This window comes from Pseudomonas sp. LW8 (assembly GCF_041956865.1).
In the GTDB taxonomy this organism is placed as follows: Bacteria; Pseudomonadota; Gammaproteobacteria; order Pseudomonadales; family Pseudomonadaceae; genus Aquipseudomonas; species Aquipseudomonas siliginis.
In genome coordinates this window covers 729,703-756,437 of record NZ_CP168138.1, presented here as the reverse complement: position 1 = coordinate 756,437, position 26,735 = coordinate 729,703, and the positions used below count along the sequence as shown (strand labels likewise).

At 58.7% G+C, this 26,735-nt stretch carries 25 protein-coding genes and 2 tRNA genes; 5 read left to right on the top strand and 22 right to left on the bottom strand.

Going from position 1 to position 26,735, the window contains the following annotated elements; translation table 11 throughout:
- Positions 1-47 precede the first annotated feature (47 nt).
- The 9 genes from rimP to rlmE all read right to left on the bottom strand — a co-directional run bounded on the left by rimP (position 48) and on the right by rlmE (position 7,090).
- Entirely contained in the window at positions 48-506 is a 459-nt protein-coding gene (rimP, locus tag AB9L16_RS03450) for a ribosome maturation factor RimP (protein WP_007973115.1), read from the bottom strand.
- 139 nt (positions 507-645) lie between these two features.
- A tRNA-Met gene (locus tag AB9L16_RS03445) sits at positions 646-722 on the bottom strand.
- A gap of 97 nt (positions 723-819) precedes the next feature.
- Positions 820-905, bottom strand: a tRNA-Leu gene (locus AB9L16_RS03440).
- Between the two features lie 22 nt (positions 906-927).
- Positions 928-1,311: a preprotein translocase subunit SecG gene (secG, locus tag AB9L16_RS03435; RefSeq protein WP_016771756.1), complete on the bottom strand. Its 384-nt coding sequence runs from the start codon at positions 1,309-1,311 to the stop codon at positions 928-930.
- 4 nt (positions 1,312-1,315) lie between these two features.
- Entirely contained in the window at positions 1,316-2,071 is a 756-nt protein-coding gene (tpiA, locus tag AB9L16_RS03430; RefSeq protein ID WP_056782873.1) for a triose-phosphate isomerase, read from the bottom strand.
- Positions 2,072-2,136: 65 nt separating this feature from the next.
- A complete protein-coding gene (gene glmM / locus AB9L16_RS03425; RefSeq protein ID WP_041477931.1) occupies positions 2,137-3,474 on the bottom strand; it encodes a phosphoglucosamine mutase in 1,338 nt (445 codons plus the stop codon).
- A gap of 16 nt (positions 3,475-3,490) precedes the next feature.
- Positions 3,491-4,342 carry a dihydropteroate synthase gene (gene folP, locus AB9L16_RS03420; protein ID WP_150743386.1) on the bottom strand — a complete coding sequence of 284 codons (852 nt, stop codon included), beginning with the start codon at positions 4,340-4,342 and terminating at the stop codon, positions 3,491-3,493.
- An 8-nt stretch (positions 4,343-4,350) separates the two neighbouring features.
- Positions 4,351-6,258: an ATP-dependent zinc metalloprotease FtsH gene (gene ftsH, locus AB9L16_RS03415; RefSeq protein ID WP_016771759.1), complete on the bottom strand. Its 1,908-nt coding sequence runs from the start codon at positions 6,256-6,258 to the stop codon at positions 4,351-4,353.
- 202 nt (positions 6,259-6,460) lie between these two features.
- On the bottom strand, positions 6,461-7,090 hold the full coding sequence (gene rlmE / locus AB9L16_RS03410; RefSeq protein ID WP_056782866.1) for a 23S rRNA (uridine(2552)-2'-O)-methyltransferase RlmE: 630 nt from the start codon (positions 7,088-7,090) through the stop codon (positions 6,461-6,463).
- Between the two features lie 101 nt (positions 7,091-7,191).
- On the opposite strand from rlmE, the gene AB9L16_RS03405 reads away from it, so the two are divergent.
- Positions 7,192-7,500, top strand: a complete 309-nt coding sequence (locus AB9L16_RS03405; RefSeq protein WP_016771761.1) for a YhbY family RNA-binding protein — start codon at positions 7,192-7,194, stop codon at positions 7,498-7,500.
- Positions 7,501-7,509: 9 nt separating this feature from the next.
- Here AB9L16_RS03405 and AB9L16_RS03400 read toward each other — a convergent pair whose 3' ends face one another.
- The 8 genes from AB9L16_RS03400 to grpE form a co-directional block, all read right to left on the bottom strand.
- On the bottom strand, positions 7,510-7,914 hold the full coding sequence (locus AB9L16_RS03400) for a hypothetical protein (protein WP_056782864.1): 405 nt from the start codon (positions 7,912-7,914) through the stop codon (positions 7,510-7,512).
- Between the two features lie 28 nt (positions 7,915-7,942).
- Positions 7,943-8,419, bottom strand: coding sequence for a transcription elongation factor GreA (greA, locus tag AB9L16_RS03395; protein WP_038861135.1), 477 nt, complete (start codon positions 8,417-8,419; stop codon positions 7,943-7,945).
- Between the two features lie 2 nt (positions 8,420-8,421).
- Complete coding sequence (gene carB, locus AB9L16_RS03390) at positions 8,422-11,643, bottom strand: carbamoyl-phosphate synthase large subunit (RefSeq protein WP_016771764.1); 3,222 nt, start codon at positions 11,641-11,643, stop codon at positions 8,422-8,424.
- Positions 11,644-11,767: 124 nt separating this feature from the next.
- On the bottom strand, positions 11,768-12,904 hold the full coding sequence (gene carA, locus AB9L16_RS03385; protein ID WP_016771765.1) for a glutamine-hydrolyzing carbamoyl-phosphate synthase small subunit: 1,137 nt from the start codon (positions 12,902-12,904) through the stop codon (positions 11,768-11,770).
- A 258-nt stretch (positions 12,905-13,162) separates the two neighbouring features.
- On the bottom strand, positions 13,163-13,966 hold the full coding sequence (gene dapB / locus AB9L16_RS03380; protein WP_041477928.1) for a 4-hydroxy-tetrahydrodipicolinate reductase: 804 nt from the start codon (positions 13,964-13,966) through the stop codon (positions 13,163-13,165).
- Between the two features lie 9 nt (positions 13,967-13,975).
- Positions 13,976-15,100, bottom strand: a complete 1,125-nt coding sequence (dnaJ, locus tag AB9L16_RS03375) for a molecular chaperone DnaJ (protein WP_016771767.1) — start codon at positions 15,098-15,100, stop codon at positions 13,976-13,978.
- A 297-nt stretch (positions 15,101-15,397) separates the two neighbouring features.
- A complete protein-coding gene (gene dnaK / locus AB9L16_RS03370) occupies positions 15,398-17,314 on the bottom strand; it encodes a molecular chaperone DnaK (RefSeq protein ID WP_042608859.1) in 1,917 nt (638 codons plus the stop codon).
- A gap of 102 nt (positions 17,315-17,416) precedes the next feature.
- On the bottom strand, positions 17,417-17,983 hold the full coding sequence (gene grpE / locus AB9L16_RS03365; RefSeq protein ID WP_039759570.1) for a nucleotide exchange factor GrpE: 567 nt from the start codon (positions 17,981-17,983) through the stop codon (positions 17,417-17,419).
- 240 nt (positions 17,984-18,223) lie between these two features.
- Here grpE and recN point away from each other — a divergent pair, with 240 nt between their 5' ends.
- Entirely contained in the window at positions 18,224-19,897 is a 1,674-nt protein-coding gene (recN, locus tag AB9L16_RS03360) for a DNA repair protein RecN (RefSeq protein ID WP_016771769.1), read from the top strand.
- Positions 19,898-19,973: 76 nt separating this feature from the next.
- Here recN and fur read toward each other — a convergent pair whose 3' ends face one another.
- Positions 19,974-20,378, bottom strand: a complete 405-nt coding sequence (gene fur, locus AB9L16_RS03355) for a ferric iron uptake transcriptional regulator (protein ID WP_016771770.1) — start codon at positions 20,376-20,378, stop codon at positions 19,974-19,976.
- Between the two features lie 97 nt (positions 20,379-20,475).
- On the opposite strand from fur, the gene AB9L16_RS03350 reads away from it, so the two are divergent.
- A complete protein-coding gene (locus tag AB9L16_RS03350) occupies positions 20,476-21,003 on the top strand; it encodes an outer membrane protein assembly factor BamE (RefSeq protein ID WP_016771771.1) in 528 nt (175 codons plus the stop codon).
- Between the two features lie 61 nt (positions 21,004-21,064).
- On the opposite strand, the gene AB9L16_RS03345 is transcribed toward AB9L16_RS03350, so the two are convergent.
- The 3 genes from AB9L16_RS03345 to AB9L16_RS03335 are packed head-to-tail and all read right to left on the bottom strand — an operon-like array spanning position 21,065 to position 23,217.
- Positions 21,065-21,379: an RnfH family protein gene (locus AB9L16_RS03345; RefSeq protein WP_150636053.1), complete on the bottom strand. Its 315-nt coding sequence runs from the start codon at positions 21,377-21,379 to the stop codon at positions 21,065-21,067.
- Positions 21,372-21,806 (bottom strand): type II toxin-antitoxin system RatA family toxin, encoded by a 435-nt coding sequence (locus AB9L16_RS03340; protein WP_016771773.1) that lies wholly within the window; start codon positions 21,804-21,806, stop codon positions 21,372-21,374. The genes AB9L16_RS03345 and AB9L16_RS03340 overlap by 8 nt, the downstream gene beginning before the upstream one ends.
- Before the next feature lie 7 nt (positions 21,807-21,813).
- Positions 21,814-23,217, bottom strand: coding sequence for a sodium-dependent transporter (locus tag AB9L16_RS03335; protein ID WP_095180346.1), 1,404 nt, complete (start codon positions 23,215-23,217; stop codon positions 21,814-21,816).
- Positions 23,218-23,336: 119 nt separating this feature from the next.
- Between AB9L16_RS03335 and smpB the strand changes: the two genes are divergently transcribed.
- Complete coding sequence (smpB, locus tag AB9L16_RS03330; RefSeq protein WP_007953781.1) at positions 23,337-23,819, top strand: SsrA-binding protein SmpB; 483 nt, start codon at positions 23,337-23,339, stop codon at positions 23,817-23,819.
- A gap of 117 nt (positions 23,820-23,936) precedes the next feature.
- Here smpB and AB9L16_RS03325 read toward each other — a convergent pair whose 3' ends face one another.
- Positions 23,937-24,704 carry an FCD domain-containing protein gene (locus AB9L16_RS03325; RefSeq protein WP_016771775.1) on the bottom strand — a complete coding sequence of 256 codons (768 nt, stop codon included), beginning with the start codon at positions 24,702-24,704 and terminating at the stop codon, positions 23,937-23,939.
- Positions 24,705-24,967: 263 nt separating this feature from the next.
- On the opposite strand from AB9L16_RS03325, the gene AB9L16_RS03320 reads away from it, so the two are divergent.
- On the top strand, positions 24,968-26,662 hold the full coding sequence (locus tag AB9L16_RS03320) for a lactate permease LctP family transporter (protein ID WP_375123112.1): 1,695 nt from the start codon (positions 24,968-24,970) through the stop codon (positions 26,660-26,662).
- Positions 26,663-26,735: the final 73 nt, after the last annotated feature.

Sequence of the window (26,735 nt, the reverse complement as noted above, 5' to 3'; positions counted from 1 at the left end):
CGTACGCCTCGCCTTTCGCAAGCCATTGGATCCGCGGGATCCGCGTCTCAGTCAAAACTGGGAATAATGTTGGCCTTGTCGATCATATCGATCGGCAACAGGAACTCGTGGTCTTCTACCTGCACCACGACGTCCTGCTCTTCTACACCGCGCAGAAGGCCCTGAAAGTTGCGTCGACCTTCGAAAGGCGAGCGCAGCTTGATCTTCACTTGTTCACCGGCAAATTTGGCAAACTGCTCAAGAGTGAACAGCGGGCGCTCCATGCCAGGCGAGGAAACTTCAAGGGTGTATTCAACGGAGATTGGATCTTCAACATCCAGGACACCGCTGATCTGACGGCTGACAATGGCGCAGTCGTCCACCAGCACGCCACCCTCTTTATCGATATAAACGCGCAACATCGAGTGCCGACCCTGAGCCGAAAACTCGATACCCCAGCATTCATAGCCCAGGGCCACGACCACCGGGGCCAGCAAGGCCTGCAACTCTTCTAGCTTGCTCGACACCTGAACCCCCTAGTGCATGATATGTGCATGCTTTGCAAAATAAAAAAATGGGCATAACGCCCATCCTTGAAACGCCGTCGAACAGCGGCGTTGAAAGTATCCAGCTAACAAAAAGCCCCTTAAAAGGGGCTCCTTAAACTGGTTGCGGGGGCCGGATTTGAACCGACGACCTTCGGGTTATGAGCCCGACGAGCTACCAGACTGCTCCACCCCGCGACAAAGCTGGGGCGGAAGTATACGACCGATCCCTTTTAGGGTCAATGTAACCTTCCACCTGCAAGAAAGCCCGCAACAGCGGGCTCTCCTGACTAATTGGTACCGAGAAGGGGACTCGAACCCCTACACCCTATGGGCACAACCACCTCAAGGTTGCGTGTCTACCAATTCCACCACCTCGGCAATACTACGTTTGAAACCCTTCTTACTTCTGCTCTTGAGCTGGAGGCACGTCAGTCGCTGGAGTAGCCGACTTTTGCTCTTGAAGCACCGGGACATCATCAGAAGCCGGTTGTTGCTTAGGTACTTCCAACACTGCTGGATCTGGAAGACCTGCTTGAGTCAGCTGATGAGCTTTCTCTTTAGCAAAGTAACCTAACCCCAAGCTGGTTATGAAGAAACCGGCGGCAAGTATAGCAGTAAACTTACTAAGAAAGGTAGAGGAACCTTGGCTTCCGAACACAGTATTTGAAGCACCTGCTCCGAAAGACGCGCCAGCGTCCGCACCCTTACCCTGCTGCAGCAAAACCAGAGCAACTACGCCCAATGCACCCAGCAGATGAAAAACGACTACGACTGTTTCCAGCATTTTTTCAGTTTCCCGCGGCGCGACAAATCGCACCGAACTCATCTGCATTCAGGGAAGCTCCACCAATGAGCCCCCCATCGATATCCGGCATGCCGAACAGTTCGACCGCATTGGCCGCCTTCACGCTGCCGCCGTATAGAAGCCGCACACCTCGTGCGACTTCAGAATTCTCTGCCGCCAACTGCTCGCGAATGGCCTTATGCACATCCTGAGCCTGTTGCGGCGTTGCAGTCAGCCCGGTACCAATGGCCCAGACCGGCTCGTATGCAATCACTGCCTTGGCAAAGGCACCGACACCCAGCTCCTCGATGATGCTGCCCAGCTGACGCCCGACAACTTCAAGAGTTTTTCCGGCTTCGCGCTGCTCGAGGGTTTCCCCTACACACAACACCGGAGTCAAGCCACATGCCTGTGCCGCTGCGAACTTGCGATTCAGCATCCCGTCTCGCTCGCCCATAATCTGGCGGCGTTCGGAGTGCCCGACAAGCACCAGGGAACAACCTGCATCCACCAGTTGGCTGGGAGCAATCTCACCAGTCAACGCACCTTGCATGGCTTCCACCGCAGAATTCTGCGCGCCGACCGAAATCGACTTGCCTTTCAAGCCATCAATCACTTGATTGATATACAAGCAAGGCGGGAACACCGCGACATCAACACCGCTAGGCAAGGCCAGATGACGAAGGCCGTTGATCAGCTCAGCGACGCTGGCGCGGGTACCGTGCATCTTCCAGTTACCAGCTACCATAGGGCGACGCATGCTGTACCTCGTCGGTCAAAGTGGGCGCAGATGTTACCCAACACAATCATGGCTTGCAAGCCGTATCAGGCAGAAACTTCGGTTACCAGTTTTGCCAGCTCTTCGGCATAGCCGCGAACCTGGTTTTCGTCCTCGCCTTCGACCATTACGCGCACCAGAGGCTCTGTGCCGGACTTGCGCAGAAGCACGCGACCGCGCCCCGCCATCGCCTGAGTTACACGGGCACTGGCTTCCTTGACAGCCGGATGCTCCAGCGGGCTTTCACCGCCGCCAAAGCGAACGTTGATCAGCACCTGAGGGCACTTGCGCAACGCCTGACGCGTTTGCGCCAGACCTTCGTTGCGGGATTTCAGAGCCATCAACACCTGCAGAGCCGCGATGATCGCATCGCCCGTGGTGGTATGGTTGAAGCAGACCACATGCCCGGAGTTTTCCCCACCAACGAGCCAGTTGCGCTCTTGCAGTTCGGCAATCACGTAGCGGTCACCGACATTGGCGCGAACGAACGGGATCGACAGATCCGCAAGGGCCAGTTCGAGACCAAGATTGCTCATCAACGTACCGACGACGCCACCCTGCAACTTGCCACGCTCATGCAGATCGCGGGCAATGATAAACAGCAGGTCGTCACCATCAACAATGGCGCCGGTGTGATCGACCATCAATACCCGATCGCCATCACCGTCGAAGGCGATACCCAGGTCCGCATGCTCAGCCAGAACGGCGGCCTGCAATGGCCCCATATGCGTGGAACCGCAGTTATCGTTGATGTTCAACCCATTCGGCTGGGCAGATAGCACGACAACTTCGGCACCCAGCTCACGGAAGACGCTCGGTGCAACCTTGTAAGTCGCACCATGCGCGCAGTCGATGACGATCTTCAGGCCGGCGAAATTGGAGCCAGTAGGAACGCTGCTTTTGCAGAACTCGATGTAGCGACCCGATGCGTCATTGATTCGCGACACCTTGCCGATCTTGCTCGACTCGACGACGGTCATCGGCGTGTCGAGCAATTCTTCGATCATCAACTCCAACTCATCCGGCAGCTTGGTGCCTTTACCGGAGAAGAACTTGATGCCGTTGTCATCATGCGGGTTGTGCGAGGCACTTATCACGATACCGGCTTCAGCCTGGAACGTACGCGAAAGATAAGCGATGGCAGGCGTCGGCATCGGGCCGAGCAGCATCACATCGGCGCCCGCCGAGGTCAGCCCGGCCTCGAGTGCCGATTCGAACATATAACCGGAGATCCGCGTGTCCTTGCCGACCAGCACCTTGCAGGCCCCCATCTTGCGGAAAGCCATACCAGCCGCCCAGCCGAGCTTGAGCATGAAGTCAGGCGTGATCGGGTATTCACCAACACGACCGCGAATGCCGTCGGTACCAAAATATTTCTTGCTCATAAGTGCTCCATCATTCTTATTCGGCTGATTCAACGGCCGCGATCATTCGCACAACATCGACGGTTTCCGCCACATCGTGGACGCGCAATATACGTGCGCCTTTAACTGACGCCAGCGCCGCCAGCGCCAGTCCGCCGTGCAGGCGCTCGCCCACGGGACGGTTCAACGCGTGGCCAATCATACTCTTGCGCGAAACACCTACCAGCAATGGCCGTCCCAGCGCATGCAGAGCCTCCATGTGTTTGAACAAGCTTAGATTGTGCTGCAGGGTCTTGGCGAAGCCGAAGCCGGGATCAAGAATGATCCGCTCGGCGGGAATACCCGCCTGCGCGCACTGTTCCATGCGCTCGGCGAGAAACTCAGCGACCTCGCGAGTAACATCCTGATACTGCGGATTATCCTGCATATCGCCCGGTTCGCCGAGCATGTGCATGAGGCAGACCGGCAATCCGGTAGCCGCCGCCGCATCCAGCGCGCCATCGCGACGCAACGAACGCACATCGTTGATCAGGCCGGCACCGAGCCGTGCGGTTTCGCGCATGACTGCCGGGGTGGAAGTATCGACCGAGATGATGACATCCAGCTCGCGATTGATCAGCTCGACAATCGGCGCGACGCGCTCAAGTTCCTCCAGAGGAGAGACCGCTCGCGCACCCGGCCGGGTCGATTCGCCGCCGACATCAATCAGCGTCGCGCCAGCCAGCACCATGGCTTCGGCATGGCGCAGCGCCGCATCAAGCTGGCTGTAGCGGCCGCCGTCGGAAAAGGAATCAGGAGTGACATTGAGAATGCCCATGACATGCGTCTGGGCCAAATCAAGAACCCGGTTGCCACAAGGCAACCGGGTCAGGGACTGTACAGAAGTCATTTCAAGCCTTAAACGTCAGCAGCCGGACCGCCAATCGGTTTTTCCGGACGCTCATCCTGCACGACAGGCGGCGGAGGCGTACCGGTGCCACCCGACCAGTCGCGAGGTTCGCGAGGTGTGCGGCCGGCCATGATGTCGTCAATCTGCTCGGCATCGATGGTTTCGTACTTCATCAGCGCATCAGCCATGGCATCCAGCTTGTCACGGTTATCCGTGAGGATCTGCTTGGCGGTGCCGTAGCACTGATCAATGATGCTGCGCACTTCGGAGTCGATCAGTTTGGCTGTCTCACCGGAGAAGCTGGCAGCCTGACCACCACCACCGCGACCGAGGAACACTTCGCCTTCTTCTTCGGCGTACATCAGCGGACCGAGTTTTTCCGACAGACCCCATTTCGTCACCATGTTCCGGGCAATCTGACTTGCACGCATGATGTCGTTGGAGGCCCCGGTAGTCACACCATCGAAGCCCAGGGTCATTTCTTCAGCGATACGGCCACCGTACAACGAGCAGATCTGGCTGATTAGCGCACGTTTGGACAGGCTGTAGCGATCTTCTTCCGGCAGGAACATGGTCACACCCAGCGCACGACCGCGCGGAATGATAGACACCTTGTAGACCGGATCATGCTCGGGAACAACGCGACCGACAATGGCATGGCCAGCTTCGTGGTAGGCCGTGTTCTGCTTTTCTTTCTCGGACATGACCATGGATTTGCGCTCGGCGCCCATCATGATCTTGTCTTTCGCCAGTTCGAACTCTTTCATCTCGACGATGCGTTTGCCGCTACGTGCAGCGAACAACGACGCTTCGTTGACCAGGTTTGCCAGGTCAGCACCCGAGAAGCCCGGAGTACCACGTGCGATCACTGCCGGAGCAACGTCGTCGCCCATTGGCACTTTGCGCATGTGCACTTTCAGAATCTGCTCGCGACCGCGAATGTCTGGCAAGCCAACCACCACCTGACGGTCGAAACGGCCCGGACGCAGCAGCGCAGGGTCGAGTACGTCCGGACGGTTGGTCGCAGCAATCACGATGATGCCGTCATTCATTTCGAAGCCGTCCATCTCTACCAGCAACTGGTTGAGAGTCTGCTCACGTTCGTCGTGACCGCCACCCATGCCGGCGCCACGATGGCGACCTACGGCATCGATTTCGTCGATGAAGATGATGCAAGGGGCGTGCTTCTTGGCCTGCTCGAACATGTCGCGGACGCGGCTCGCGCCGACACCGACGAACATTTCGACGAAGTCAGAACCGGAAATGGTGAAGAACGGCACTTTGGCTTCGCCGGCAATCGCCTTGGCCAACAAGGTCTTACCGGTACCCGGTGGGCCGACCATCAATACGCCGCGCGGAATACGACCGCCCAGACGCTGGAATTTGCCCGGATCACGCAGGAACTCAACCAGCTCGCCGACTTCTTCCTTGGCTTCGTCGCAACCGGCAACGTCGGCCAAAGTAGTTTTCACCTGATCTTCGGAGAGCAGGCGTGCCTTGCTCTTGCCGAAGCTCATCGGCCCGCCCTTGCCGCCGGCACCACCCTGCATCTGGCGCATGAAGAACATGAACACCGCGATGATCACCAGGATCGGGAAGCTGGCCACCAGGAGCTGAGTCCAGATGCTTTGCTGTTCAGGCTGCTTGCCTTCAACCACAACGTGATTGTCGACCAGATCGCCGATCAGGCCATTGTCCTGAATTGCCGGACGAATGGTCTTGAAGCTGTCGCCATCGGTGCGCTTGCCGGTAATCACATAGCCGTCAACGGCTACGCGTTCGACCTTGCCATCCTTGACCTGCTGGATGAAGTCGGAATAGTTGAGGGTCTGCGGCTCGTTAGGGCTGGAGAAGTTGTTCATCACCGTCACCAGGACTGCCGCGATGATCAACCACAGGATCAGATTCTTTGCCATATCGTTCAATTAACTACCCTCTGAAGCAAGCTCCGCTACTGGCGCGCGCTTCGCATGATATTCACCGGCCTAACTTACTACATTACCTACAACTCTGGCAGGCGCCGTCTGTAACCCTTTGTGAAACACTTTCTACACAATATTCGCTTATGCACGCAGAGCGAAATATGAAAAACCTATCGCCCCGCCGAAAAACCTCGTTTCACGCATCACCACCGCGATAACCCCAGGCCAGCATGTACTGCTCTCGGGAGCTGCCACGGGAAGAGTCTGGCTTGATCATCTGGATCTTGTCGAATTTCTTCCGAGCATCCTTCAGATAAACGTCGAAGCCCTCGCCCTGGAAAATCTTGATGACGAAGTTGCCACCGGGCTTGAGGATCCGTTCCGCCAGGTCCAGAGCCAGCTCGCACAGGAACATGGCCTTGGGCATATCCACTTCGGGCGTACCACTCATATTGGGGGCCATATCGGAAATCACAAGGTCCACCTGCGAATTACCCACAGCCTCAAGGATTTGAGCCAGCACCGAGTCCTCAGTGAAGTCACCTTGAATGAAGGTCACGTCCGGAATGCCGTCCATTTCAAGAATGTCCGAAGCGATCAGACGCCCCTGGCCACCGATCAGCCGACTGGTCACCTGCGACCAGCCACCCGGCGCCGCGCCGAGGTCGACCACGCTCATGCCCGGGCGGATCAATTTGTATTTTTCCTGGATCTCCAGCAGCTTGTAACTTGCACGCGAGCGGTAGCCATCCTTCTGCGCCTGCTTCACATAAGGATCGTTGACATGTCTTTTCAGCCAACCAAGGCTTGTCTTGGAACGCGCCATTGGGCACCTCGATGATTAGGGTCGTGATTAGTTGGGCGGATCCACGAACCCTCGGGTAAAATGGCCGCCATTTTACAGAATCCAGACGAAAGGGTCAGATTATGCCGCTCACTCCAGAGCAGAAGAAACAGTACAAATCCATCGGCCACCACCTCAAACCAGTGTTGACGGTAGCGGACAACGGTTTGACTGAAGGTGTTTTAGCCGAACTTGAACGCGCCTTGGCCGATCACGAGCTGATCAAGATCAAGCTCAATATCCTCGATCGCGAGTCGCGCCTGGCGCACATCGCCGAGCTGTGCAAGGTCGGCAAAGCGGACCTGGTTCAGGTCATCGGCAAGATGGCTCTGGTCTACCGCAAGAACTTCAGCGCCAACAAGCAGCTGTCGAACGTTCATCGCTTCAAGTGATGCGCAGGGTCAAGGGTGTGCTTCGCGCACCCTGCCACCCCATCCCGGCACCGGCTGCATGACCAGCACCAGCCCGGAAAATCCCAGCACCAGATAACTGAATACCTGCCAGCGCTGCGCATCCGGCCAGCCGACACGCACAGCGACATACATCGCGCACGCGTACAACGCCATCAACAGCACCTGCCCGCGAAAATCCCGCCATAGACTGGCAAGGCCCTCGGCCTGTACCAGCACCAAAGCCTGAAAGATCACGCACAGAGCGGCGAACCCCACCACCAGCACTTCGAATGCACTGGCGACTTCGTCGATCAACAGCGGCGCCAAGCCGATCTGGCCCAGCGCCGGCTGCAAACCGACATGAATCAACCATAGCCCACCGACCCAAAGCATCTGGGTCAGTTGCCAAAGCATGGCGCCCGCATGCAGCGGGCGCCTTCTTTCAGATGTGACGAACTTCGACAATCTCGTACTCGATCACGCCGCTTGGCGTTTTGACGGCGACAACGTCACCCTCTTCCTTGCCAATCAAGGCGCGGGCCAGCGGCGAACCGACGGAGATCTTGCCGAGTTTGAAGTCAGCCTCATCCTCACCCACGATGTGGTAAGTGACGCTTTCATCAGTCTCGACGTTGGCGATCTCGACGGTGGTACCGAAAATCACTTTGCCGGTGTGAGGAATGGTCGTGACATCGATGATGACCTGATTCTGAATCCGGCCTTCGATATCACGAATACGCGCTTCGACCATGCCTTGCTGTTCGCGGGCAGCATGGTATTCAGCGTTTTCCTTCAAGTCACCCAACTCGCGGGCCGTACCGATGTCCTGGCTGAGCTTCGGACGGACGACCTTGGTCAGGTGAGCATGCTCCTCTTCCAGGGCGCGAGCGCCCTGAACAGTCATTGGGTACTTGGTTATGCTCATGCCTTCAATCCTGCGTGTAGATCCTGCAAGCGGCGCACGGTCTTTTCCGGACCGAACTTCAGCGCTTCGCAGATCGCTTCGCCCGCAGCAATAGTGGTGGTGCAGTAGATCTTGTGCTGCAGGGCGTTGCGACGAATGGAGTACGAATCGGCGATCGACTGACGACCCTCGGTGGTGTTGATGATCAGCGTGACTTCGTCATTCTTGATCATGTCGACCACGTGCGGACGACCCTCGGTCACCTTGTTCACGCGGCGCACTTTCAGGCCTGCGGCTTCGATCAGCTTGGCAGTGCCGGCAGTGGCGACCACTTCGAAGCCCAAGTTGATCAGATCACGGGCCACGCCTGCAACCAGTGGCTTGTCGTCATCGCGCACGCTGATGAACGCGGTACCGCCGGTCGGCAGAACTTCGCTGGCACCCATCTGCGCCTTGGCGAATGCTTCGCCGAAGGTGTCGCCGACGCCCATCACTTCACCGGTCGACTTCATCTCTGGGCCGAGGATCGGGTCAACGCCAGGGAACTTGGCGAACGGGAACACCGCCTCTTTCACGCTGTAGAAGTTCGGGATGATTTCCTTGGTGAAGCCGATTTCCTTCAGGGTCTTACCGGCCATCACGCGCGCAGCGATCATGGCCAGGGAAACACCGATGCACTTGGAAACGAACGGTACGGTACGCGAGGCGCGCGGGTTGACTTCGATGACGTAGATGTCTTCGCCCTGCAAAGCCAACTGCACGTTCATCAGGCCGACAACGCCCAGTTCCAGAGCCATTTTCTTGACCTGTTCGCGCATCTCGTCCTGGATGTGTGCCGGCAGCGAGTACGGCGGCAGCGAGCAAGCGGAGTCACCGGAGTGAACGCCCGCCTGTTCGATGTGCTGCATGATCGCGCCGATCACTACATCTTTGCCGTCGCAGACCGCATCCACGTCCATTTCGATGGCGCAGTTGAGGAAGTGGTCGAGCAGCACCGGGCTGTCGTTGGACACTTGCACCGCGTCACGCAGATAGCGCTTGAGTTCGTCTTCCTTGTAAACGATTTCCATCGCACGGCCGCCCAACACGTAGGACGGGCGCACCACCAGCGGATAACCGATCTTCGCCGCAGCACGAACGGCTTCGTCTTCGCTGCGCACAGTGGCGTTTGGCGGCTGACGCAGGTTCAGACGCTCGACCATTTGCTGGAAGCGCTCACGGTCTTCGGCGCGGTCGATGGCGTCAGGGCTGGTGCCGATGATCGGCACGCCAGCAGCTTCCAGTGCGCGAGCCAGTTTCAGCGGAGTCTGGCCGCCGTACTGGACGATCACGCCTTTCGGCTTCTCGACGCGGCAGATTTCCAGTACGTCTTCCAGGGTTACCGGCTCGAAGTACAGACGGTCGGAAGTGTCGTAGTCGGTGGATACGGTTTCCGGGTTGCAGTTGACCATGATGGTTTCGTAGCCGTCTTCGCGCAGGGCGAGAGCAGCGTGAACGCAGCAGTAGTCGAACTCGATGCCCTGGCCGATACGGTTCGGACCGCCGCCCAGAATCATGATCTTGTCGCGACCCGACGGCGCGGCCTCGCACTCTTCCTCGTAGGTCGAGTACAGGTAAGCGGTGTCGGTAGCGAACTCGGCGGCGCAGGTGTCAACGCGCTTGTAGACCGGGAACACTTCCAGCTTCTGACGATGCGTACGCAGGTTTTTCTCGGTGACGCCCAGCAGTTTCGCCAGACGCTGATCGGAGAAGCCTTTGCGCTTGAGCTTGAACATCAGGTCGCGGTCGATCGAGGACAGACCGAGGGTCTTGACCTTCTCTTCGTCCTTGATCAGGTCTTCGATCTGCACCAGGAACCACGGGTCGATCATATTCATGCCGAAGATGTCTTCGACCGACAGACCGGCGCGGAAGGCGTCAGCCACGTACCAGATACGCTCGGCGCCCGGCACGGTCAGTTCGCGCTTGAGCACGCTCATGCTGTCCGGGTTGCTCAGATCGAGCTTCTCGTCCAGACCGCAAACGCCGACTTCCAGACCGCGCAGGGCTTTCTGCAGGGATTCCTGGAAGGTCCGGCCGATGGCCATGACTTCACCGACCGACTTCATTTGCGTGGTCAGGCGCGCGTCAGCCTTGGCGAATTTCTCGAAGGCGAAGCGTGGCAGCTTGGTAACGACGTAGTCGATCGACGGTTCGAAGGACGCCGGGGTCTTGCCGCCGGTGATGTCGTTCGACAGCTCATCAAGGGTGTAGCCCACAGCCAGTTTGGCCGCGACCTTGGCGATCGGGAAACCGGTGGCTTTCGAAGCCAGTGCCGAGGAACGCGAAACACGCGGGTTCATTTCGATCACGACCATACGGCCAGTGTTCGGGCAGATACCGAATTGAACGTTGGAACCACCGGTCTCGACGCCGATCTCGCGCAGTACCGCCAGCGAGGCGTTACGCAGGATCTGGTATTCCTTGTCGGTCAGCGTCTGGGCTGGAGCTACGGTGATCGAGTCGCCGGTGTGCACGCCCATCGGGTCGAAGTTTTCGATCGAGCAGACGATGATGCAGTTGTCCTTTTTGTCGCGGACAACTTCCATTTCATATTCTTTCCAGCCGATCAGCGATTCGTCGATCAGCAGCTCTTTGGTCGGCGACAGGTCCAGACCACGGGCGCAGATTTCTTCGAACTCTTCACGGTTGTAAGCGATACCGCCACCGGTGCCGCCCATGGTGAAGGACGGACGGATGATGCACGGGAAACCGAGGGTTTCGAGGACCGCGTTGGCTTCTTCCATGCTGTGGGCGATGCCGGAACGCGGGCACGCCAGGCCGATGGATTTCATCGCCTTGTCGAAACGCGAACGGTCTTCAGCCTTGTCGATGGTGTCGGCGTTGGCACCGATCATCTCTACGCCGAACTTCTCCAGAACGCCTTCGCGCTCCAGGTCCAAAGCGCAGTTCAGAGCGGTCTGGCCACCCATGGTTGGCAGCACGGCGTCCGGACGCTCTTTTTCGATGATCTTGGCCACGGTCTGCCACTTGATCGGTTCGATGTAGGTGGCGTCGGCCATGTCCGGGTCGGTCATGATGGTGGCCGGGTTGGAGTTCACCAGGATGACGCGGTAACCCTCTTCGCGCAGGGCTTTGCAGGCCTGGGCGCCGGAGTAGTCGAATTCGCAGGCCTGGCCGATCACGATCGGGCCAGCGCCGAGAATCAGGATGCTTTTAATGTCTGTACGTTTTGGCATGGTTTGTCACTCAAATCCGCAGGTCAGTCGGCAAGCCGTCTTGATCGATTTCTGAAGTCCCGAAGGGGCCGCCGGTACCGGGGCCGCCCTCGAGGCCTTCTCTCTACAGTCTCAAGGCGAACGCTTAGCGTCGCTTGGCCATCTCGTTGATGAAGCGGTCGAACAGTGGCGCGACATCGTTCGGGCCCGGGCTCGCTTCAGGGTGACCCTGGAAGCTGAACGCGCTCTTGTCGGTGCGCTCGATGCCTTGCAGGGTGCCGTCGAACAGCGATTTGTGGATCGCGCGCACGTTGGCTGGCAGGGTGGCTTCGTCTACCGCAAAACCGTGGTTCTGGCTGGTGATCATCACCACGCCTGTGTCCAGATCCTGCACCGGATGGTTGGCACCGTGGTGGCCGTGGCCCATTTTCAGGGTCTTGGCGCCGGAGGCCAGAGCCAGCAGTTGGTGGCCGAGGCAGATGCCGAATACCGGCGTCTCGGTTTCCAGCACTTCCTTGATCGCCTGGATCGCGTAGTCGCATGGCTCCGGATCACCAGGGCCGTTGGACAGGAACACGCCGTCCGGCTTCAGCGCCAGCACATCGGCGGCTGGAGTTTGCGCAGGCACCACGGTGACGCGGCAGCCGCGCTCGACCAGCATGCGCAGGATGTTGACCTTGACGCCGTAGTCGTAGGCGACCACGTGATATGGCAGCTCGGAAGCTTCGATGGTCGCGTGGCTGTCGGTTTTCAGATCCCAGACAGTCGAGCGCCATTCGTATTGGGTCTTGGTGCTGACGACTTTCGCCAGGTCCATGCCCTTCAGGCCCGGGAAGCCCTGCGCAGCGGCGATGGCTGCTTCTTCGGAGATGTTGTCGCCGGCCATGATGCAGCCGTTCTGAGCGCCTTTTTCACGCAGGATGCGGGTCAGGCGACGGGTGTCGATACCGGCGATTGCCACTACATTGTTGGCTTTCAGGTAATCAGACAGGGACATCGTGTTGCGCCAGTTGCTCGCTACCAGCGGCAGGTCACGGATGACCAGGCCAGCGGACCAGACGCGGTCGGACTCGGCGTCTTCCGGCGTGGTGCCGGTGTTGCCGATGTGCGGGTAAGTCAGGGTAACGATCTGCTGGGCGTAGGAAGGATCGGTAAGGATTTCCTGATAGCCGGTCATTGCGGTGTTGAACACCACCTCACCAACGGTCTGACCGTCGGCTCCAATGGCTTCGCCGCGAAAAATGCTGCCATCAGCAAGGGCGAGTATGGCTGGCTTAGTCAAGAAGACCTCCCGTAAATAACGCATGAAAGGGCAATCGCAGGTTGTAAAAAAGCGGAGTGACGTATGGACACGTCACCCCGCTTCTTCACTGAAATTATTCTGCGCGCTTTTAGTGGACACACTAAAGCTGTAGCTTACAGAAAAGGGCGTTTTTGGTCCACCGCTAAAGAGCCTTAAAGGCCGGAGAATGCGACAGGTCGTCGCCAAGCGGTAAAAACCGGCGCAAAACGGGACGTTTGCGCCGGGTTCAGCAACGACTCAACGCAGGTCGAGCACGTCTTGCATGTCGTACAGGCCCGGCTCGCGACCATCCAGCCACAGCGCCGCACGCACCGCGCCCTTGGCGAAGGTCATGCGGCTCGATGCCTTGTGGGTAATCTCGACGCGCTCGCCATCGGCAGCGAACAGCACGGTGTGATCACCGACGATATCGCCAGCACGCACGGTGGCGAAACCAATGGTTTCACGCTCACGCGCACCGGTCTGGCCTTCGCGACCGTAGACCGCGACCTTCTTCAGATCACGCCCCAGGGCATCGGCAATCACTTCACCCATGCGCACCGCGGTACCGGAGGGAGCATCGACCTTGTGGCGGTGATGGGCTTCCATGATCTCGATATCGACATCGTCTCCCAGCACGCGCGCAGCGGTGTCGAGCAACTTCAGGCACAGGTTGACGCCGACGCTGAAGTTGGCGGCGAAGACGATCGGAATGTCCTTGCCCGCATCGGCCAGCAATTGCTTCTCTTCAACACTGAAACCGGTGGTGCCGATGATCATCGCTTTGCCGTGCTTGCGGCAGAACGCGAGATTCTTCAGGGTCACGGTCGGGTGAGTGAAGTCGATCAACACATCGAACTCTTCAACCACACGATCCAGATCACCGGATAGCGGCACGCCGATACGGCCCAGCGCTGCCAGCTCACCGGCATCCGCGCCAACCAGCGTGCTGTCGGGACGATCGACAGCCGCCGTCAGACCGGCGCCCGGCGTCTGCTGCACCGCTTCAATCAGGGTCTTGCCCATGCGCCCGGCGGCGCCCATCACTGCAATACGTCGCATGCCGACTCCTTACAAATCGCCGAAGAAACGCTTCACACCGTCGAACCAACCGGTGGTTTTCGGCGAGTGGCTGTTGTCGTCGGCCAGAGAGCTGCGGAATTCTTCCAGCAGCTCACGCTGACGACGGTTGAGGTTGACCGGCGTTTCCACAGCGACACGGCACATCAGGTCCCCGGCACCGCCGCCACGCACTGGCGCAACGCCCTTGCCGCGTACGCGGAATTGCTTGCCGGTCTGCGTGCCTTCAGGGATTTTCAGTTTGACGCGACCGTCGAGGGTCGGAATCTCCAACTCGCCGCCCAGTGCAGCGTCGACGAAGCTGATCGGCACTTCGCAGAACAGATGCTTGCCGTCACGCTGGAAGATGTCGTGTTCGCGCACATTGATCACAACGTACAGGTCGCCAGTCGGCCCGCCCTGGGTACCCGCCTCGCCTTCGCCGGACAGACGAATGCGGTCGCCAGTATCAACACCGGCAGGCACTTTGACCGACAGGGTTTTGTACTCTTCGACACGACCGTCGCCGTGGCAGGAGTCGCACGGATCGGAAATGATCTTGCCCTGGCCATGGCAGCGCGGGCAGGTCTGCTGCACCGAGAAAAAGCCCTGCTGCATGCGCACCTGACCGATGCCGCCGCAGGTCGGGCACGTCGTCGGCGACGAGCCTTTCTTGGCGCCGGAACCATCGCACGGTTTGCAGTTGACCAGTGTCGGAACGCGGATATTCACCGACGTACCGCGCACCGCTTCTTCCAGATTCAGCTCCAGGGTGTAGCGCAGATCGCTGCCACGCTGAGCGCCGCCACGGGCACCGCCGCGACCGCCACCGAAGAAATCACTGAAGACATCGCCGAAGATGTCCGAGAAGTTCTGGCCACCGAAACCGGCACCGCCGCCACCCATGCTCGGATCGACGCCGGCATGACCATACTGGTCGTATGCCGCGCGCTTGCTGGCGTCGGACAACACTTCATAGGCCTCGTTGGCCTCTTTGAATGCTTCTTCGGAAGCTTTGTCGCCGGGATTACGGTCGGGGTGGTGCTTCATGGCCAGGCGGCGATAGGCCTTCTTCAGGTCCGCTTCGCTCGTGCCCCGCTCGACACCCAATACTTCGTAATAGTCACGCTTTGCCATAAGTTCTTTGCACTCTTAAGGACGTTCGGCAAACCCCTCCTGAGCCTCGCCAAACTCGTTGAGCCCCCATTAAGGCCCGGACCCAACTCACGTCAATTCAACGATCCTGGTCTTGATTGATGCGGTATCTGCGGCGCGAAAAGCAGGAGCATTTTCAGCCATACCACCAACACGCGAGCGTTGTCGCATGCTGTAAAAATTCGCGTATTCCAGATACGCCAACGCGGGAGGCAAGCTCCCGCGCGGCGACATCCTACCAGTCACCGCCGCAAGGCAGTCAACCGGGCGACCAACAACTTACTTGTGGTCTTTGACTTCTTCGAACTCGGCATCGACAACGTCGTCAGCCTTCTCAGCCGATTCGCCTTGCGGGGCTGCGCCATCAGCTGGCTGAGCCTGTTCGGCGTACATCTTCTGAGCAACCGGAGCGGAGACTTTCGACAGCTCTTCAACCTTGGCTTCGATGGCAGCCTTGTCGTCGCCTTTGACGGCGGCTTCCAGCGCAACCACTGCAGCTTCGATTGCAGTCTTCTCTTCGGCGGTGACCTTGTCGCCCGCGTCAGCGATCATCTTGCGAGTCGAGTGCACCAGTGCGTCACCCTGGTTACGGGCAGCGGCCAGTTCTTCGAACTTGCGGTCTTCCTCGGCATTCGCCTCGGCGTCACGCACCATGCGCTCGATTTCTTCGTCGGACAGACCGGAGTTGGCCTTGATCACGATCGACTGGGTCTTGCCGGTAGCCTTGTCTTTCGCGCCGACATGCAGGATGCCGTTGGCGTCGATGTCGAAGGTCACTTCGATCTGCGGCACGCCACGTGGAGCTGGTGGAATGTCGGCCAGGTCGAACTTGCCCAGCGATTTGTTCTGTGCGGCTTGCTTGCGCTCACCCTGCAGAACGTGAATGGTCACAGCACCCTGGTTGTCGTCGGCAGTCGAGAACACTTGCGATTTCTTGGTAGGAATCGTGGTGTTTTTCTCGATCAGCGCAGTCATCACGCCACCCATGGTTTCAATACCCAGGGTCAGCGGGCTGACGTCGAGCAGCAGCACGTCTTTCACGTCACCGGCCAGAACAGCGCCCTGAATCGCAGCACCCATGGCAACAGCTTCGTCCGGGTTGACGTCTTTACGCGCTTCTTTACCGAAGAAATCGGTCACCAGCTTCTGCACCAGCGGCATGCGAGTCTGACCACCGACCAGAATCACGTCGTTGATCGCGCTGACGTCGATACCGGCGTCTTTCATGGCAATGCGGCAAGGTTCGATGGTGCGCTGAACCAGGTCTTCAACCAGTGCTTCGAGCTTGGCACGGGAGATTTTCACGTTCAGGTGCTTAGGACCGGTCGCATCTGCAGTGATGTACGGCAGGTTGACGTCGGTCGACTGAGCGGACGACAGCTCGATCTTGGCTTTCTCAGCGGCTTCTTTCAGGCGCTGCATGGCCAGCGGGTCACCTTTGAGGTTCATGCCGCTTTCTTTCTTGAATTCGTCAACGAGGTAGTCGATCAGACGAATGTCGAAGTCTTCACCGCCGAGGAAAGTGTCACCGTTGGTGGCCAACACTTCGAACTGGTGCTCACCGTCAACTTCAGCGATTTCGATCACGGAAACGTCGAAGGTACCGCCACCCAGGTCATAAACGATCACGGTGTGATCGCCCTTGGCCTTGTCCATACCGTAAGCCAGAGCAGCTGCGGTTGGTTCGTTGATGATACGTTTTACGTCCAGACCAGCGATGCGGCCGGCGTCTTTGGTGGCCTGACGCTGGCTGTCGTTGAAGTAGGCCGGAACGGTGATCACCGCTTCGGTCACTGCCTCGCCGAGGTAGTCTTCGGCGGTCTTCTTCATCTTCTTCAGAATTTCAGCCGAGATCTGTGGCGGTGCCATTTTCTGGCCGTTCACTTCTACCCAGGCGTCGTTGTTGTCAGCCTTGACGATCTTGTAAGGGACCATCTGGATGTCTTTCTGCACTACTTCTTCGTCGAAACGACGACCGATCAGACGCTTTACTGCGTACAGGGTGTTGTGCGGGTTGGTTACAGCCTGACGCTTGGCCGACTGACCTACCAGGATTTCGCCATCGTTGGCGTAAGCGATGATCGACGGCGTGGTACGCGCGCCTTCAGCGTTTTCAATAACTTTGGCTTTGCCGTTTTCCAGAACGGAGACGCAGGAGTTGGTAGTCCCCAGGTCGATACCGATAATTTTGCCCATGTTCACTCTCCCGAAACTTTGGATTTTGTTGCCGCAGCAGTGGTGGCTGACTGCGGTAGCACTTAAACGCTTGACTTCTAAATGGGGGCCTTGCGGCTAATTTCAAGCCTGCTCGTCAATCGAAGGCGAAACCGGTGCCGGCGCCTTGCTGACCACGACCATCGCCGGGCGCAGCAGGCGACCATTGAGCTGGTAGCCCTTCTGGAAAACCTTCAACACGCTATTCGGCTCGACGTCGGCACTTTCCTGCATGGCCATCGCCTGATGGTGAACGGCGTTGAACGGTTCGCCATGCGGATCGATCGCTTCAAGCTGGTAGCGCTTGAGGGTGTCGTGGAACATTTTCAGGGTCAGCTCGATGCCTTCGCGCATCGGGCGGATGCTTTCGTCGTCCGGGCTCGACAGCTCGAGGCCGCGCTCCAGGCTGTCGACGATCGGCAGCAGGTCGCTGGCGAATTTTTCCAGGGCAAACTTGTGCGCCTTCTCGACGTCCTGCTCGGCACGGCGGCGAACGTTCTGCAGATCGGCAGCAACACGCAGAGACTGATCCTGCGCGGCGGCCAATTGCTCTTCGAGCACTTGCACACGGGTCGCCAGGTCGTCACCCGAACCTTCGGGCGCCTGATTGGCATCTGGGTTTTGCGTATCTACTGTCTGTTCGTCAGCCATAGAATTCTCCTTTCAATTTCGTCCGCGAGCCTGACTCGCGCTTCTGCCCCGATATATGGGGCCGCAAAATCAGGCTTCAAGGGCTGAAAACAATTGTCCCTACAAAAAAGTGCTGAATACTCATTCTTGAACGCGCTAAGAAAACTTTTCGATCAAGCAAATCGAGCTAAGGGCGGGCATTGTCAGGCCTGAACAAAACACTGTATAAATAACCAGACCTCAAGCCTGGGAGCTGCCTTTATGCTGGTGCACCTGTCCGTACACAACTACGCCATCGTTGAACATCTCGATCTCGAACTTGATCGCGGGATGAGCGTGATCACAGGGGAAACCGGCGCCGGCAAGTCGATCATGCTCGATGCCCTGGGCCTCACCCTGGGTGATCGCGCCGACAGCGGCGTGGTTCGCCCGGGCGCTGATAAAGCCGACATTCTCGCCACCTTCGATCTCGCTGATATCCCTGAAGCCAGCGCCTGGCTGGCCGAGCGCGATCTGGAAAACGACGGGCCTTGCATCCTGCGCCGGGTCATCACCTCGGAAGGTCGTTCGCGCGGTTATATCAACGGCACGCCCTGCCCGCTTGGCGACCTCAAAGCCCTCGGCGAGCTGCTGATCGATATCCACAGCCAGCATGAACATCAATCGCTGCTGAAAACTGATACTCATCGCCGCCTGCTTGACGAGTACGCCGGCGCCACCGACCTGGCGCGTCAGGTGCAGCTTGCCGCGCAACGCTGGCGTCAGACCCGCCAAGAACTGGAGCGGCTGTCCAACTCCGGCGACGAACAGCGCGCACGCCACCAACTGCTCAGCTATCAGCTCGAAGAACTGGAAAACCTCGGCCTCGGCGAAAATGAACTGGAGCAGCTGGAGCAGGAACACAAGAACCTGACCAACGCCGAAACCTTGCTGGGCATTTGCCGGCAAGTGGTCGAGCAATGCAGCGAAAGCGACTCCGGCAATGTGCTGAATGCGCTGACCGCCAGCCTCAATCGACTTTCCAGCGTGAACAGTTCGGTGGGGGCGCTGGGTGAAGCCAGCAGCCTGCTGACCAGTGCACAGATTCAGGTGGAAGAAGCAGTCGGCGAGCTCAATCGCTTCCTCGACAACTTCGATGCCGACCCGGCTCGCCTGCAATACCTGGAAGAGCGCCTCGACGCGATCTACACCCTGGCGCGCAAACACCGTATTCAGCCGACCGAAGTCGGCGAGATGCAGCAAAAGCTGCTCGATGAAATCGAAACCCTCAACGCCAACGATGAATCCATCGAACGCCTGGGTGAAGAATTGGCGTCCTACGCCCGCCACTATCAGGAGAAAGCGCGCGAGCTGAGCGACCTTCGTCATCAAGCCGCCGGCAGCCTCGCCAGTGCGGTGGAGCAGGAAATCCAGCGCCTGGGCATGCCTGGCGGCCGATTCACCATCGAACTGAAAGCCAACAGCAGCGACGAGTTGCTGCCAAACGGGCTGGAACAGGTCGAACTGCTGGTCAGCGCCAACCCTGGTCAACCTCTCAAGGCGCTGGCAAAAGTCGCCTCCGGCGGTGAGCTGTCGCGGATCAGTCTGGCGATTCAGGTCATTACCGCCCAGACCTCCCGTGTGCCGACGCTGGTGTTCGACGAAGTGGACGTAGGTATTGGCGGTCCGACTGCCGAGATTGTCGGCCAGTTACTGCGCCGTCTGGGTGATCGCGGCCAGGTCCTGACCGTGACGCACTTGCCGCAAGTGGCGGCGCAAGGGCATCAACATCTGTTCGTGCACAAGGTTCGCGACGAGAAGGCGACTCACACCGCTGTCGCGAAGCTGACAAAGAACGAGCGCATCGAAGAAGTCGCGCGCATGCTCGGCGGCATCGATCTGACCAAGGAATCCCTGGCTCACGCGAAAAAAATGGTGGTGACCGCCAAGGCGTAATAAATAGTAGAAAGCACGAAGGCGACCCTTGGGTCGCCTTCGTTCGTTTAGCGAATGTGAAATTCGCGCGACATGCTTACTTTTTCTTGCGTACGTACAGCACCAGGTTGTGATCAACCATCTCGAAGCCATGCTTCTCGACGATCGATTTCTGAAGTTTTTCGATTTCCTCGTCGAAGAATTCGATCACTTCACCCGATTCCACGTTGACCATATGGTCGTGGTGGCCACCGTCAGCCAGTTCGAAGACCGCGTGGCCGCCGTCGAAGTTGTGGCGGACCACGAGGCCGGCCGCTTCGAACTGGGTCAGTACACGGTAAACCGTGGCCAGACCAACGTCCTCACCAGCTTCCATCAACGCCTTGTAGACGTCCTCGGCACTCATGTGGCGCTGCTCGGTAGAGTCGAGCATTTGCAGGATCTTGACCCGTGGCAGGGTCACTTTGAGGCCGGCTTTGCGTAGTTCGCTATTTTCAACCATGGTCAGCTTTCTCGCGATGCTGCTTCGCAGCTTCTCTTAATGCGGGTATGATCGGCGTTTACGTTGTCCCAGCCAAGATAGTGGAAGTCGCCCACCGATGCAAAACACCAAGCTCTTGCTAACCAGTTTCACCTTTGTGGGACTGCTCGCACTCGCCGGTTGTTCATTCCCCGGGGTTTACAAAATCGACATCCAGCAGGGCAATGTCGTCACGCAGGACATGATAGACCAGTTACGCCCGGGAATGACCCGGCCGCAAGTACGGTTTATCATGGGCAACCCTCTGCTTGCCGACACGTTCCATGCCGATCGCTGGGATTATCTGTACAGCCTGCAACCGGGTGGCGGTGAACGCCAGCAGGAACGAATCAGCGTTATCTTCAATTCCAACGACCAGCTTGTCAGCCTGTCCGGTGACTTCATGCCCGGCGTGAGCCGTGACGAAGCCATTCTAGGCAAGGACAGCGGTACTACCGTGACCGCGCCTGCTGAAAACGCCGACAAGCCAGAAGCTGAAAAACCAGCCAAACCAGGCTCCTTGCTGGATCAGATTCAGAAGGACGTCGATGGTGTGGAAACCGTACCGGTTCCGACACCAGAGCCGCTGGACACCTCGCCGCAGTAATAGGCGAGGCAATAAAAAACCCGGACATTCCGGGTTTTTTATTGCCTGCCGTTTGGCCTGATCAAGAATTGCGTGCTTTGGCCTCGGCAGCCTTGGCCGCACGCAAACGTCGAACCTCTTTGGGATCAGCCAGCAGCGGTCGATATATTTCGATCCGGTCGCCCGCCTGAACAGGGCGAGAATCCGCGTCAGCCACGACCTTGCCAAAAATCCCCAGCGGGCACTGCGCCAGATTCAGCTCAGGAAACTCGGCCGCGATGCCCGATGCGTGCACCGCAGCCCGAATGCTAACGCCTTCAGCCACGCTGATCGCACGCATAACCTGCCGATCAACCGCTGCGTACACGACTTCTATCTCGATCACCGGCTCAACCATGCATCTGCTTGGCGCGCTGGCAGAAAGCATCCACCAACTGATTGGCCGCCTGATTGAACAATGGCCCCAGAGTTGCGCGCACCAGCGGCCCGGCATAATCGAACGACAGATCCAGACTGATCTTGCAGGCCTTTTCGTTCAGCGCCTTGAATACCCAGATGCCGTGCAACTGAGTGAACGGGCCTTCTTCAAGATTCATCTCGATCGACTGCCCCGGCACCAGCGTATTGCGCGTGACGAAATGCTGACTGAGGCCGCCCTTCGCTACGCCGACACTGGCGCGCATGTGTTCTGGGGAGCTTTCCAGCACTTCAGCCTCCGAGCACCACGGCAGAAACTCCGGGTAACGCGCGACGTCGTTGACCAGGTCGTAGAGAAACTGCGCCGGGTACGGCAGGAGCGCGGATCGTTGGATATGTGTCGTCATGTAAGCGTTACTTCCAGAGCTGAGCGGCAAAGACTACAAGAATGCCGATAGGCGCCACGTAGCGCATCAAGAACAGGGACAGAGCAAACAGAAGCGGGTTACGGATAGACAATTCATCCCGCACCGCTTCACGCCCCATCACCCATCCCGCGAACAGCACGAAACACAAGCCACCGAGGGGCAACATGATCCGCGAGGTGAAGAAATCGATCACGCCGAAGAAGTCGAGACCGCTCTGCGCACCCCATTGATAGAGGCTGAACGCCCCGCCTTCGTTCACGAAAAACTTGGCTTCCTTCCAGATATTGAAAGAAAACACCGTGCCCAGACCAACGAACCAGCAGGTGAACGCAAGCCAGAACGTCACCCAGATGCGGCTGATTTTAGTGCGTTCAACCAGGTAAGCCACCATCGGTTCGAGTAGCGAAATAGCCGAACTCCAGGCAGCCACCGCGACCAGCACAAAGAACACCACGCCCATCAACTGGCCGAAAAAGACGTTACCAAAAGCAAATGGCAGGCTGACGAACATCAGCCCCGGGCCTTCGCTTGGGTTCAGGCCGGCAGCGAACACAATCGGAAACAGCGCCAGACCGGCGACCAGCGATACGAAAGTATCCAGCAGCGCAACGCCGACCACCGTGCCCGACAACGAGGTGTTCTTTGGCATGTAGGCGCCGTAGATCATGATCGAACCAACGCCGACGCTCAGCGAGAAGAACGCGTGCCCCATCGCCGGCAGCAGACCGTCGAGGACTTTTTCCGGGTGGAAGTCGAACATGAAATGCACGCCTTCCATGAAATGCCCGGTGGTCATGCTGTAGCCCAGCAGCACCAGAATCATCACGAACAGCAGCGGCATCATGATCCGCAGGCTACGCTCAAGCCCGGCGACCACGCCTTTGGCGATCACGAAGGCCGACAGCAGCATGAAAATCGTGTGCCAAAGTGTCAGGCGCCATGGATTGGAAATGACATTGCCGAAATAGGCGCCGACCTGATCAGCCGTCGCGCCCTGGAAATCGCCACGACCCATGTCGACGATGTAGTCCAGCGACCAGCCGCCGACCACACTGTAGAAAGACAGGATCAGCAGGGCCGTGATCATCCCGGCAAACGCGCCCCAAGACCATTTGGCCGAGTGTCCGGCTTCCAGTGCCAGCACTTTCAAGGCGTTCGCCGGACTTTGCCGGGCGCGCCGGCCGATCAGGGTTTCCGCGAGCATGACCGGCACGCCGATGAGCGCGATGCACGCCAGGAACATCAGCACGAAAGCGCCGCCGCCGTAGACCCCGACCATGTAGGGGAACTTCCAGATACTACCCAGTCCCACGGCCGAACCGGTCGCGGCGAGTATAAATACCCAGCGGCTAGCCCAACTGCCGTGGACAGAAACCTTGTCTGTCGACATCGTTTATCACGCCCAAGCGTTAGAAAAAGAGGCCGCATTGTCCGGGATTCACTCAACCTGCTCAAGCACGCAGCAACACCGTAGCCGACAGCCGAACAACTCCATATAATGCCGCCCCTATGGCTAAACAGAAGAAACACCCAACAGGGACCATCGCGCAGAATAAAAAGGCGCGACACGATTACTTCATCGAGCACAAGTTCGAGGCTGGTCTGGTCCTGGCCGGCTGGGAAGTAAAAAGTCTGCGGGCGAGCAAGTTGCAGCTGGTCGACAGCTATGTGCTGCTCAAGGACGGCGAAGCATGGTTGCTTGGCAGCCACATCACGCCGTTGATGACCGCAAGCACCCACGTCATCGCCGACCCGGTGCGCACGCGCAAACTGCTGCTCAACCGCCGCGAGCTGGACAAGCTCGCCGCCGCCGTGCAGCAGAAGGGTTATGCCTGCGTCTGCCTGTCCTGGTACTGGAGCAAGCACATGGTCAAGTGCGAGATCGCTCTGGGCAAGGGCAAGAAGGAATACGACAAGCGTGACACCGAGCGCGAGCGCGATGCCGGTCGTGAATTGCAGCGTGCGGTGCGCAACAAGGGCAAGGAAGACTGATCTTCCTCCTTTAGCGCCAATTCGCGAGCAGGCTCGCTCCCACCTTGGAATGCATTTCAAAGGTGGGAGCGAGCCTGCTCGCGAAAGCTATTTCAGCATCAACACAAACACACCTGATCACATCCCCTTGCGCCGCTCCGCCCGAGCCATGCGCTGCACCTCCTGACGCACCTCTTCCAGCACTTCCTGCACATACAGAATATGTCGGCTGGACACTTCCCTCGCCTGCTCGGCACGCCCTTCGATAATCGCCAGATACAATTCCCGGTGCTGCGAGATCAGCATGTCGCGAGTTTCCGTGCGCTGTTTGTACATGCCGCCGATGTTGGTCACGACGTTGCGCTTGAGCAGATCGAACAGTCCGCGAATCGTATGCAGCAACACCGCGTTGTGGCTGGCTTCGGCAATCGCCAGATGAAATTTTGCATCTGCCGCGCCTTCTTCCGCCCGGCTGACTTCTTCATGGCGCGAGTAGCAATCCTGCAGCTCTTCGAACGCAGCGGTCAGGCGCTCACGATCGACATCGGTGGCGCGCAAAGCGGCGTAGTAGGCACACGATGCCTCCAGGGTGTGCCGGAATTCGAGCAAATCACGTTGCGCTTCGGGATTGCTTTCAAGCAATTGCAGCAGCGGATCGCTGAACGTCGAACCCAGGCCCTCCACCACATAATTGCCGCCGCCCTGGCGACTGACCAACAAGCCTTTGGCTGCCAGTTTCTGAATCGCCTCGCGCAACGACGGGCGTGATACGCCAAATTGTTCGGCCAGCGTGCGCTCGGCCGGCAGCCGCTCGCCCGACTTCAGCGTGCCCTCAAGGATCATCCCCTCGAGGCGCTCGACAATATCGTCAGACAAACGGCGCTGACGTATCTGATCAAAGCCCATAACTCATTTCTCCACGATCCCGACCGCTCGCCGGGGTGTCTATTCTGGCCTATCCGCGCGCCGCCGACACCTGCCAGACGCCACTTCGCCAAAGCGGATCAGTTGCCCTCTGCACCGCATCTTCGACGAAAGTTTCAGAGCGGCAAATTGACACACCGCTACCAAGGCTTTTACCCTAGCCGACAGCGCTTGTAAATTGGTCTTACCAATTAACCAAGATTGCTCACAGTGCCTGACCAACAACAATTAGGGGCCACCCCACCATGCAAACCTGGCAACAGCTCTACAGTCCGCTCGGCAGCCTCGGCGTCTCCGCTCTCGCGGCCGTCATTCCCATCGTGTTCTTCTTTCTCGCCCTGGCGGTGTTCCGTCTCAAAGGCCATGTGGCCGGCAGCATCACCCTCGCGCTTTCGATTGCCGTGGCGATTTTCGCCTTCCAGATGCCCGTGGACATGGCTTTCGCCGCAGCCGGATATGGCTTCGCTTACGGTCTGTGGCCAATCGCCTGGATCATTGTCGCGGCGGTGTTCCTCTACAAACTGACGGTGAAGAGCGGTCAGTTCGAGGTCATCCGCAGCTCGGTCCTGTCGATCACCGATGACCAGCGCTTGCAGGTGTTGCTGATCGGTTTCTGCTTCGGCGCATTTCTGGAAGGTGCCGCCGGATTCGGCGCGCCGGTCGCGATTACTGCCGCACTCCTTGTAGGACTGGGCTTCAATCCGCTGTACGCCGCCGGCCTGTGCCTGATCGCCAACACCGCTCCGGTGGCGTTCGGCGCGCTGGGGATTCCGATCATCGTGGCGGGCCAGGTCACTGGCATCGACGCCTTCAAGATCGGCGCCATGACCGGTCGCCAGCTGCCACTGCTGTCACTGTTCGTGCCGTTCTGGCTGGTGTTCATGATGGACGGCCTGCGCGGTGTGCGCGAAACCTGGCCGGCCGCGCTGGTGGCAGGTCTGAGTTTCGCCATCACCCAATACTTCACCTCCAATTTCATCGGCCCGGAACTGCCGGACATCACTTCGGCGCTGGCCAGCCTGATTTCCCTGACCCTGTTCCTCAAGGTCTGGCAACCGTGCCGTGCCGCCGGCCAGCACATCGTCGGCGCCGTGTCGGCTTCGGTGGTCAGCGCCAGCGTCGGCGGTTTCGGCCAGAAGCGCACCACCGTCGCGTCGCCCTACAGCCTCGGGGAAATTTTCAAGGCGTGGTCGCCGTTCCTGATCCTCACTGTGCTGGTGACGATCTGGACGCTGAAGCCTTTCAAAGCGATGTTCGCCGCCGGCGGTTCGATGTACAGCTGGGTGTTCAACTTCGCGATTCCGCACCTTGATCAACTGGTGATCAAGACTGCGCCAATCGTGGCCAACCCGACCGCCATTCCAGCGGTATTCAAACTCGACCCGATTTCCGCCACCGGCACGGCGATTTTCTTCTCCGCGCTGATTTCGATGCTGGTACTGAAGATCAATTTCAAAACTGGTCTGACCACTTTGAAAGAGACCTTCTACGAACTGCGCTGGCCAATCCTCTCGATCGGCATGGTGCTGGCGTTCGCCTTCGTCACCAACTACTCCGGTATGTCCTCGACCATGGCCCTGGTGCTGGCGGGTACTGGCGCGGCGTTCCCTTTCTTTTCGCCATTCCTCGGTTGGCTGGGCGTATTCCTCACCGGTTCGGATACTTCGTCGAACGCGCTGTTCAGTTCGTTGCAAGCGACCACTGCCCACCAGATCGGCGTCAACGACACCTTGCTGGTGGCGGCCAATACCAGCGGCGGCGTGACCGGCAAGATGATCTCGCCGCAATCGATCGCCGTGGCCTGCGCCGCGACCGGTCTGGTCGGCAAGGAATCGGATCTGTTCCGCTTCACCCTCAAGCACAGCCTATTCTTTGCAACGATTGTCGGTTTGATCACCTTGGCTCAGGCCTACTGGTTCACCGGCATGCTGGTGCACTAAACCTACAAGACGCCTACAAGAAAGACGGAAATAACCGACGCCGGCCCGTGATCCGGCGTCAGCAATTCACCAC

Bases quoted from the DNA above. Each gene is read 5' to 3' on its own strand.
- AB9L16_RS03335 (WP_095180346.1), bottom strand. From the start codon at position 23,217: ATGTCGACAGACAAGGTTTCTGTCCACGGCAGTTGGGCTAGCCGCTGG.
- AB9L16_RS03320 (WP_375123112.1), top strand. From the start codon at position 24,968: ATGCAAACCTGGCAACAGCTCTACAGTCCGCTCGGCAGCCTCGGCGTC.
- carB (WP_016771764.1), bottom strand. From the start codon at position 11,643: ATGCCAAAACGTACAGACATTAAAAGCATCCTGATTCTCGGCGCTGGC.
- ftsH (WP_016771759.1), bottom strand. From the start codon at position 6,258: ATGGCAAAGAATCTGATCCTGTGGTTGATCATCGCGGCAGTCCTGGTG.
- AB9L16_RS03405 (WP_016771761.1), top strand. From the start codon at position 7,192: ATGCCGCTCACTCCAGAGCAGAAGAAACAGTACAAATCCATCGGCCAC.
- glmM (WP_041477931.1), bottom strand. From the start codon at position 3,474: ATGAGCAAGAAATATTTTGGTACCGACGGCATTCGCGGTCGTGTTGGT.
- AB9L16_RS03340 (WP_016771773.1), bottom strand. From the start codon at position 21,806: ATGACGACACATATCCAACGATCCGCGCTCCTGCCGTACCCGGCGCAG.
- AB9L16_RS03325 (WP_016771775.1), bottom strand. From the start codon at position 24,704: ATGGGCTTTGATCAGATACGTCAGCGCCGTTTGTCTGACGATATTGTC.
- folP (WP_150743386.1), bottom strand. From the start codon at position 4,342: ATGACTTCTGTACAGTCCCTGACCCGGTTGCCTTGTGGCAACCGGGTT.
- secG (WP_016771756.1), bottom strand. From the start codon at position 1,311: ATGCTGGAAACAGTCGTAGTCGTTTTTCATCTGCTGGGTGCATTGGGC.
- AB9L16_RS03345 (WP_150636053.1), bottom strand. From the start codon at position 21,379: ATGGTTGAGCCGGTGATCGAGATAGAAGTCGTGTACGCAGCGGTTGAT.
- dnaK (WP_042608859.1), bottom strand. From the start codon at position 17,314: ATGGGCAAAATTATCGGTATCGACCTGGGGACTACCAACTCCTGCGTC.
- recN (WP_016771769.1), top strand. From the start codon at position 18,224: ATGCTGGTGCACCTGTCCGTACACAACTACGCCATCGTTGAACATCTC.
- AB9L16_RS03400 (WP_056782864.1), bottom strand. From the start codon at position 7,914: ATGCTTTGGCAACTGACCCAGATGCTTTGGGTCGGTGGGCTATGGTTG.
- smpB (WP_007953781.1), top strand. From the start codon at position 23,337: ATGGCTAAACAGAAGAAACACCCAACAGGGACCATCGCGCAGAATAAA.
- AB9L16_RS03350 (WP_016771771.1), top strand. From the start codon at position 20,476: ATGCAAAACACCAAGCTCTTGCTAACCAGTTTCACCTTTGTGGGACTG.
- grpE (WP_039759570.1), bottom strand. From the start codon at position 17,983: ATGGCTGACGAACAGACAGTAGATACGCAAAACCCAGATGCCAATCAG.
- dapB (WP_041477928.1), bottom strand. From the start codon at position 13,966: ATGCGACGTATTGCAGTGATGGGCGCCGCCGGGCGCATGGGCAAGACC.
- fur (WP_016771770.1), bottom strand. From the start codon at position 20,378: ATGGTTGAAAATAGCGAACTACGCAAAGCCGGCCTCAAAGTGACCCTG.
- rlmE (WP_056782866.1), bottom strand. From the start codon at position 7,090: ATGGCGCGTTCCAAGACAAGCCTTGGTTGGCTGAAAAGACATGTCAAC.
- dnaJ (WP_016771767.1), bottom strand. From the start codon at position 15,100: ATGGCAAAGCGTGACTATTACGAAGTATTGGGTGTCGAGCGGGGCACG.
- tpiA (WP_056782873.1), bottom strand. From the start codon at position 2,071: ATGCGTCGCCCTATGGTAGCTGGTAACTGGAAGATGCACGGTACCCGC.